The following is an 8015-nucleotide window of genomic DNA, read 5'->3' on the forward strand; positions in this document are numbered from 1 at the left end:
TTATCATTACCAGAAAAGAAGAAAACAAGGACACATGCGTACCAGCTCCACCTCCGACACCGCCGACACCGCCGACAACCCTGGCCGCAAAGGCACGCTGGCCGCCCTGGCCATGCTGCTGCCTTTCCTGCGCCCCTACCGCCGCCAGTTCGTGCTGGCCGGGATCGCGCTGGTGGTCGCCGCCGGCGCCACCCTGGCCATCCCGTATGCCTTCAAGCAGATGATCGACCATGGCTTCGGCGCCGCGGCCGGCGGCAGGAGCATCGAGAACGTCAACGCCACCTTCCTGGCCCTGTTCGGCGTGGCGGCGGTGCTGGGCGTGGCCACCGCCGCGCGCTTCTACATGGTGTCCTGGCTGGGCGAACGCGTCACGGCCGACATCCGCAGCGCCGTGTATTCCCACGTGGTGCGGCAAAGCCCGGAATTCTTCGAGACCACCCGCAGCGGCGAAGTGCTGTCGCGCCTGACCACCGACACCACCCTGATCCAGTCCGTGGTCGGCACCAGCATCTCGCTGGCGCTGCGCAACACCCTGCTGTTCGTGGGCGGCCTGGCGATGCTGTTCGTGACCAGCGCCAGGCTCACCTCGATCATCCTCGGCCTGCTGGTGCTGGTGGTGGTGCCGATCGTGCTGTTCGGACGCCGCGTGCGCAAGCTCTCGCGCGATTCCCAGGACCGCATCGCCGACGCCTCGGCGCTGGCCGGCGAGATCCTCAACGCCATGCCGACCGTGCAGGCCTTCACCGGCGAACAGCGCGAAGCCCAGCGCTTCGGCAGCTCGGTCGAACACGCCTTCCAGACCGCGATGCGGCGCATCCGCGCCCGTTCCATCCTGACCATGCTGGCCATCGTGCTGGTGTTCGGCGCGATCGTGTTCGTGCTGTGGCTGGGCGCGCACGCGGTGCTGGAGGGGAGCATGACCGGCGGCGACCTCGGCCAGTTCATCCTGTACGCCTCGATCGTCTCCGGCGCCGTGGGCGCCCTGTCCGAAGTGATGGGCGAGGCCCAGCGCGCGGCCGGCGCCGCCGAACGCCTGCTGGAACTGCTGGCCCTGCGCTCCAGCATCGCGAGCCCGCTGCACCCGAAGCCGCTGCCGGCGCGCAAGGTGGGCGGCGCCTCGCTCGAACTCAGCGAGGTCGGCTTCTCCTATCCCTCGCGTCCGGACCACGCGGCGCTGGCGCACCTGAACCTGTCGATCCTGCCCGGCGAGACGGTCGCCGTCGTGGGGCCGTCCGGCGCCGGCAAGACCACCCTGTTCCAGCTGCTGCTGCGTTTCTACGATCCGCAATCCGGCAGCATCCTGCTGGACGGGGTCGACATCCGCGACCTCGACCTGCACGCGCTGCGCGGCGCGATCGGCATCGTGCCGCAGGACACCGTGATCTTCTCGGCCGACGCCATGGAGAACATCCGCTACGGCCGCCCCGGGGCCAGCGATGCCGAAGTGATCGCCGCGGCGAAGATGGCGGCCGCCCACGAATTCATCGAGCGCCTGCCGGAGGGCTATGCCTCCTTCCTGGGCGAACGCGGGGTGCGCCTGTCGGGCGGCCAGCGCCAGCGCATCGCGATCGCGCGCGCGCTGCTGAAGAACCCGCCGCTGCTGCTGCTGGACGAAGCCACCAGCGCGCTGGACGCCGAATCCGAGCGCCTGGTGCAGAGCGCGCTGGAAGCGGCGATGGTCGGCCGCACCACCCTGATCATCGCGCACCGCCTGGCGACCGTGCAGCGCGCCGACCGCATCATCGTGATGGAAGACGGCCGCATCGTCGAGACCGGCAACCATGCTTCGCTGGTGGCGCTGGGCGGCATCTACGCCAACCTGGCGGCACTGCAGTTCCACAACGTCCAGGTGGCACACCAGGGAGCCTGAAATGAACGATAACGAACTGCTTGCCCGCTGCACCACCATCCTTCCCGGCCACCGCGCGCGCCGGCCCGCCGAGATGTTTTCGGCCATGGCCGCCTGGTGCGAAGCCAACGGCGCCAGCCATGACATCTACGGCGAAGGCGCCGTGGTGCAGGACTTCGAGCGCAAGGTCGCCGAACTGCTCGGCTTCGAGGCGGCGGTCTTCTGCATCTCCGGCACCATGACCCAGGTGACGGCGCTGCGCCTGGCCGCGATGGAGCGCGGGAATGCGCCGGTCGCCCTGCACCCGACTTCCCACATCTTCGTCCACGAGCGCTCCAACTACCAGCTGCTCGGCCACTTCGACGCCCTGCAGGTCGGCGACCGCCACCGCCCGTGGACGGCCGCCGACATCGCCTCGGTGCCGGACCGCCTGTCGGCCGTCGGCCTGGAGATCCCGATGCGCGAGATCGGCGGCCAGCTCTCCGCCTGGGAGGAACTTGGCGCGATCAAGGCGCATTGCAAGGCGAAGAACATCCACCTGCACATGGACGGCGCCCGCCTATGGGAGGCCGCCGCCGGCTACGGCCGTCCGGTGGCCGGGATCGCGGCCGGCTTCGACAGCGTCTACGTCTCGCTGTACAAGGGGATCGGCGGCCTGGGCGGCGCGATGCTGCTGGGCTCGAAGGACTTCGTGGCGCGCGCCGCGGAATGGTTCAAGCGCCAGGGCGGCAACGTGATCCACCGCTCACCCTACGTGGTCGCCGCGGCGATGCAGTTCGACGCGCGCCTGGCCAGCATGCCGGCGCTGTTCCGCCGCACCCAGTTCCTGTACGAGGTGCTGCGCGACCATCCACTGATCCAGGTGAACCCCGCCGCGCCCCAGGCGAACATGCTGCACATACACCTGCCGGTGAGCCGCGAGCGCGCGCTCGAGATCCGGCGCAAGCTGGCGGCGGAGCACGGGGTGTGGCTGTTCAACCGCATCAACCACGGCGCGCTGCCGGACAGCAGCTACTTCGAACTCTACGTGGGCGACAACCTGCTGGAGACGCCGGACGGACGGGTGCGCGAATCGGTGGCGCTGCTGGCCGCCGAGCTCATGTCCAGCCGGGCGGCCATCGGGTAAAATGGCATTTTTTCATCCTGTACTTACCCGATGCGCCAATATTCAGACCTGATGCGCCATGTGCGCGACCATGGCGCGGTCAAGACGGACCGCACCGGCACCGGCACGCGCTCCGTGTTCGGCTACCAGATGCGCTTCAACCTGCAGGACGGCTTCCCGCTGGTGACGACCAAGAAGGTGCACCTGAAGTCCATCATCCATGAACTGATCTGGTTCCTGGCCGGCTCCACCAACATCGCCTACCTGAGGGAACACGGGGTCTCGATCTGGGACGAGTGGGCCGACGCCAACGGCGAGCTGGGCCCGATCTACGGCTACCAGTGGCGCAGCTGGCCGCTGCCCGACGGCGGCCACGTCGACCAGATCAGCCAGGTGCTCGACCAGATCAAGCACAATCCGGACTCGCGCCGCATGATTGTCTCGGCCTGGAACGTGGCCGACGTACCGCGGATGAAGCTGCCGCCCTGCCATGCCTTCTTCCAGTTCTACGTGGCCGACGGCAAGCTGTCCTGCCAGCTCTACCAGCGCAGCGCCGACATCTTCCTCGGCGTGCCCTTCAACATCGCCTCGTACGCCTTGCTGACCCACATGATGGCCCAGCAGGCCGGCCTGGAAGTGGGCGACTTCATCTGGACCGGCGGCGACTGCCACCTGTACGCGAACCACCTGGAGCAGGTCGAGCTGCAGCTCTCGCGCGACGAGCGCCCGCTGCCGAAACTCATCATCAAGCGCAAGCCGGACTCGCTGTTCGACTACCAGTTCGACGACTTCGAAGTGGTCGGCTACGATCCGCATCCCCCGATCAAGGCCCCGGTGGCCGTGTAAGCGATGAGCAAACAACTGACCCTCGTCGTCGCCATGGACGCCCAGCGCGGCATCGGCGTCGACAACCAGCTGCCCTGGCACCTGCCCGAGGACCTGGCCCACTTCAAGCGGGTCACCCTTGGCCACCCGATCATCATGGGCCGCAAGACCTTCGACTCGATCGGCCGCCCGCTGCCGAAGCGCCGCAACATCGTCGTCACCCGCAATGCGGACTGGTCGCACGAAGGCGTCGAAGTGGCCGGCTCGCTCGACGAGGCGGTCGCGCTGGCGGGCGACGGGCCTGCGAGCATCATCGGCGGCGCCCAGATCTTCGGCGAGTCGATGGCGATCGCCGACCGCCTGATCGTCACCCACATCGACGGCGTCTACCGCTGCGACACCTTCTTCCCCGTGATCGATCCGGCGCAGTGGGTCGAAACCGCGCGCGAAGACCACCGCTCGGCGGACGGCGTCGCCTTTTCCTTCGTCACCTACGAACGCAAGCAGTAAGCGAGGCAATACCATGTCCGGACACGGTTTCCATGTGCATGGACCGCACGATCACGCGGTCGAACACGTCGCCCAGCACGGCAGCGACGGTTTTTCCAACAACATCGCCGTCATGACGGCGGTGCTGGCCACCGTCGGCGCGCTGTTCGGCTACCTCGGCGGCGCGACCCAGAACGACGCGGCGCTATTCAAGAACAACGCGGCGATCGCCAAGACCACGGCGGCCAATTCCTGGAACTACTACCAGGCGAAGTCGAGCAAGCAGAACCTGGCCGAACTGGCCTCTTCGCTGCCGGGCATGGCGCCCGAGGCCCAGGCGAAGTACAAGGCCGACGTGGCGCGCTACGAATCCGAAAAGGCGGGCATCAGGAAGGAAGCCGAGAAGTACGAAGCCCAGTCCGACGAGTGGAACCACAAGTCGGAAGCGGCCATGCACACCCACCACCAGTGGGCGCTGGCCACCACCGCCGAGCAGATCGCGATCTCGCTGGCGGCGATCACGCTGCTGACGCGCCGGCGCTGGCTGCTGTCGGTCACCTACGTGGTGGCCGCGGTCGGCTTCGCGCTGGGCGCCTTCGCCTGGCTGCACGTGGATCCGATCGGGGCGCTGCTGGCCGGCGGCGCGGCCGCGCACTGAGCGGCGCTAGCCGTAATGCTTCCTCAGCATCGCATGCCGGTGCTGGAAGAACTTCTTGATGAACCAGGCAGTCATGCCGGCGGCGAAGCGCGGCGTAAACTCCAGGCTGTCCACCACCTGCGTGCCTTCCCCGGCCGGCGTCAGCGTGCGTTCATGGCGCCAGCTCTTCATCGACAGCAGCGGCGAAGCTTCGACGAAGCGGCGTCCCGGCTCGACCTCGACGAAGGTCAGGCGCGACAGGTCGACCGGCAGCACGCCCAGCAGCAGGAAGGTGCAGTTGCCCAGCGGCTGGCCGAGGCCGCTGCCGTCGCGCGGAATGTGCGTCATCCCCTTCGGGAACGCGAGCTTCAGGATAGGCCGCATCTCGGCGTGGACGCCGCGCACGGAAGTGCTCCAGTCCCAGAGTTCGGCGGGTGAAGCGGGGATCGTGCTTTCGATCCGGATGCGTACGGTGCTGATGATGCCCTCCGAGGTAAGGATGAATCGGCCAGCACTCTACCATCGATTGGCCCGAGGATTAAGTCAGGATTGCTTTCGGAGCAACAACGGTGCGCCATGATCGGCTGAGTCTGGCTAACCTAGCAAAAAAATTGCGCCGACTTGCGGAAATTCTGCGAAAATCCGCTTCTATTTTTTTCGGTGCCGTGCCCGGCCATCTACCGCTCAGGAAGATGGGGTGCACGGCGCTTCGCTTTGGAGCTGTCCATGAAATTTCGTTTCCCTATCGTCATCATCGACGAGGACTTCCGTTCCGAGAACACCTCGGGACTCGGCATTCGCGCGCTGGCCGCCGCCATGGAAAAAGAAGGCATGGAAGTACTGGGCCTGACCAGCTATGGCGACCTGTCCCAGTTCGCCCAGCAGCAGTCGCGCGCCTCGGCCTTCGTGCTGTCGATCGACGACGAGGAGTTCGGCGGCGGCACGCTCGAAGAGACCAACTTCGCCCTCAGCGCGCTGCGCGCCTTCGTGCAGGAGATCCGCCACAAGAATTCGGACATCCCGATCTACATCTACGGCGAGACCCGCACCAGCCGCCACATCCCGAACGACATCCTGAAGGAGCTGCACGGCTTCATCCACATGTTCGAGGACACGCCGGAATTCGTCGCGCGCCACATCATCCGCGAAGCGAAAGCCTACCTGGACAGCCTGGCGCCGCCCTTCTTCCGCGCGCTGGTCAACTACGCCAACGACGGCTCCTATTCCTGGCACTGCCCGGGCCACTCGGGCGGCGTCGCCTTCCTGAAGTCGCCGATCGGCCAGATGTTCCACCAGTTCTTCGGCGAGAACATGCTGCGCGCCGACGTCTGCAACGCGGTCGAGGAACTCGGCCAGCTGCTCGACCACACCGGCCCGGTCGCCAAGTCCGAGCGCAACGCCGCGCGCATCTACAACGCCGACCACTGCTACTTCGTCACCAACGGCACCTCGACCTCGAACAAGATGGTCTGGCACTCGACCGTGGCGCCGGGCGACATCGTGGTGGTCGACCGTAACTGCCACAAGTCGATCCTGCACTCGATCATCATGTGCGGCGCGATCCCCGTGTTCCTGATGCCGACCCGGAACAACCTCGGCATCATCGGCCCGATCCCGCTGGAAGAATTCTCGCCGGAGTCGATCCGCAGGAAGATCGAGGCGAACCCGTTCGCCCGCGAAGCCAAGAACAAGAAGCCGCGCATCCTGACCATCACGCAGTCGACCTACGACGGCGTGGTGTACAACGTCGAGACCCTGCGCGAACTCCTGGACGGCAAGATCGACACCCTGCACTTCGACGAAGCCTGGATCCCGCACGCGACCTTCCACGACTTCTACAAGAACATGCACGCGATCGGCCGCGACCGCCCGCGCGCCAAAGAATCGATGATCTTCTCGACCCAGTCCACGCACAAGCTGCTGGCCGGCCTGTCGCAGGCCTCGCAGGTGCTGGTGCGCGAATCCGAGACCGTCAAGCTGGACCAGGACGCCTTCAACGAGGCTTACCTGATGCACACCTCGACTTCGCCGCAGTATTCGATCATCGCCTCGTGCGACGTGGCCGCCGCGATGATGGAAGCGCCGGGCGGCACCGCCCTGGTCGAAGAGTCGATCTACGAGTCGCTGGATTTCCGCCGCGCAATGCAGAAGGTCGACGAGGAAATCGGCGACGACTGGTGGTTCAAGGTCTGGGGCCCGCAGGTCACCAGCGAGGAAGGCATCGGCACCCAGGCCGACTGGATGATCCATGCCGAGGACACCTGGCACGGCTTCGGCAAGCTGGCCGAAGGCTTCAACATGCTCGACCCGATCAAGGCCACCGTGGTGACCCCGGGCCTGGCGCTGGACGGCTCCTTCGACGATTCCGGCATCCCGGCCTCGATCGTGACCAAGTACCTGGCCGAGCACGGCGTGATCATCGAGAAATGCGGCCTGTACTCCTTCTTCATCCTGTTCACGATCGGCATCACCAAGGGCCGCTGGAACACCCTGGTCACCGCCCTGCAGCAGTTCAAGGACGACTACGACCGCAACCAGCCGATGTGGCGCATCATGCCGGAGTTCACGGCGGCGAACCCGCGCTACGAATCCTGGGGCCTGCGCGACCTGTGCCAGTCGATCCACGACTTCTATAAATCCCGCGACGTGGCGCGCCTGACCACCGAGATGTATTTGTCGGACATGATCCCGGCGATGAAGCCGTCGGACGCCTTCGCCAAGATGGCGCACCGCGAGATCGAGCGCGTCGCGATCGAAGACCTGGAAGGCCGCATCACGGCGATCCTGCTGACCCCGTACCCGCCGGGCATCCCGCTCTTGATCCCGGGCGAACGCTTCAACAAGACCATCGTCGACTACCTGCGCTTCGCGCGCGACTTCAACGAGCGCTTCCCGGGCTTCGAGACCGACGTCCACGGGCTGGTCAAGCGCGAAGTGGATGGCAAGCTGGGGTATTTCGTCGATTGCGTGAAGCAGGACTGACCCATCGGCCTGCCCGCGTGCAAAAGCCTGGAGCGATCCGGGCTTTTTTTTGGTTCATCGCGCTTTGCCGGGGAATGCATCCTTGATTTTGAGGAAGAAATAAGATGCGTCTCGAAAACCGTACGCCA

General features: G+C 66.0%; 7 protein-coding genes. 6 read left to right on the forward strand and 1 reads right to left on the reverse strand.

Annotated elements, in window-relative coordinates:
- Positions 1-34: 34 nt before the first annotated feature.
- The 5 genes from AC3A6M_RS18125 to AC3A6M_RS18145 are packed head-to-tail and all read left to right on the forward strand — an operon-like array spanning position 35 to position 4926.
- The gene (locus AC3A6M_RS18125; RefSeq protein ID WP_487854115.1) at positions 35-1870 is read left to right on the forward strand and encodes an ABC transporter transmembrane domain-containing protein; all 1836 of its coding nucleotides are present in this window, start codon (positions 35-37) and stop codon (positions 1868-1870) included.
- A 1-nt stretch (position 1871) separates the two neighbouring features.
- Positions 1872-2975, forward strand: coding sequence for a threonine aldolase family protein (locus AC3A6M_RS18130; protein WP_487854116.1), 1104 nt, complete (start codon positions 1872-1874; stop codon positions 2973-2975).
- Positions 2976-3005: 30 nt separating this feature from the next.
- Positions 3006-3800 carry a thymidylate synthase gene (locus tag AC3A6M_RS18135; RefSeq protein ID WP_487854117.1) on the forward strand — a complete coding sequence of 265 codons (795 nt, stop codon included), beginning with the start codon at positions 3006-3008 and terminating at the stop codon, positions 3798-3800.
- Between the two features lie 3 nt (positions 3801-3803).
- A complete protein-coding gene (locus AC3A6M_RS18140) occupies positions 3804-4289 on the forward strand; it encodes a dihydrofolate reductase (protein WP_487854118.1) in 486 nt (161 codons plus the stop codon).
- A 13-nt stretch (positions 4290-4302) separates the two neighbouring features.
- Entirely contained in the window at positions 4303-4926 is a 624-nt protein-coding gene (locus AC3A6M_RS18145) for a DUF4337 domain-containing protein (protein WP_487854119.1), read from the forward strand.
- Positions 4927-4932: 6 nt separating this feature from the next.
- On the opposite strand, the gene AC3A6M_RS18150 is transcribed toward AC3A6M_RS18145, so the two are convergent.
- Positions 4933-5406, reverse strand: a complete 474-nt coding sequence (locus AC3A6M_RS18150; RefSeq protein WP_487854122.1) for an SRPBCC family protein — start codon at positions 5404-5406, stop codon at positions 4933-4935.
- A 225-nt stretch (positions 5407-5631) separates the two neighbouring features.
- Between AC3A6M_RS18150 and AC3A6M_RS18155 the strand changes: the two genes are divergently transcribed.
- Positions 5632-7887 carry an Orn/Lys/Arg family decarboxylase gene (locus AC3A6M_RS18155; RefSeq protein ID WP_487854120.1) on the forward strand — a complete coding sequence of 752 codons (2256 nt, stop codon included), beginning with the start codon at positions 5632-5634 and terminating at the stop codon, positions 7885-7887.
- The last annotated feature ends 128 nt before the right edge of the window (positions 7888-8015 follow it).

Source organism: Telluria sp. Soil_C_11, assembly GCF_057657395.1.

Coding starts and splice junctions, on each gene's coding strand:
- AC3A6M_RS18145 (WP_487854119.1), top strand. CDS start 4,303: ATGTCCGGACACGGTTTCCATGTGCATGGACCGCACGATCACGCGGTC.
- AC3A6M_RS18130 (WP_487854116.1), top strand. CDS start 1,872: ATGAACGATAACGAACTGCTTGCCCGCTGCACCACCATCCTTCCCGGC.
- AC3A6M_RS18155 (WP_487854120.1), top strand. CDS start 5,632: ATGAAATTTCGTTTCCCTATCGTCATCATCGACGAGGACTTCCGTTCC.
- AC3A6M_RS18135 (WP_487854117.1), top strand. CDS start 3,006: ATGCGCCAATATTCAGACCTGATGCGCCATGTGCGCGACCATGGCGCG.
- AC3A6M_RS18140 (WP_487854118.1), top strand. CDS start 3,804: ATGAGCAAACAACTGACCCTCGTCGTCGCCATGGACGCCCAGCGCGGC.
- AC3A6M_RS18125 (WP_487854115.1), top strand. CDS start 35: ATGCGTACCAGCTCCACCTCCGACACCGCCGACACCGCCGACAACCCT.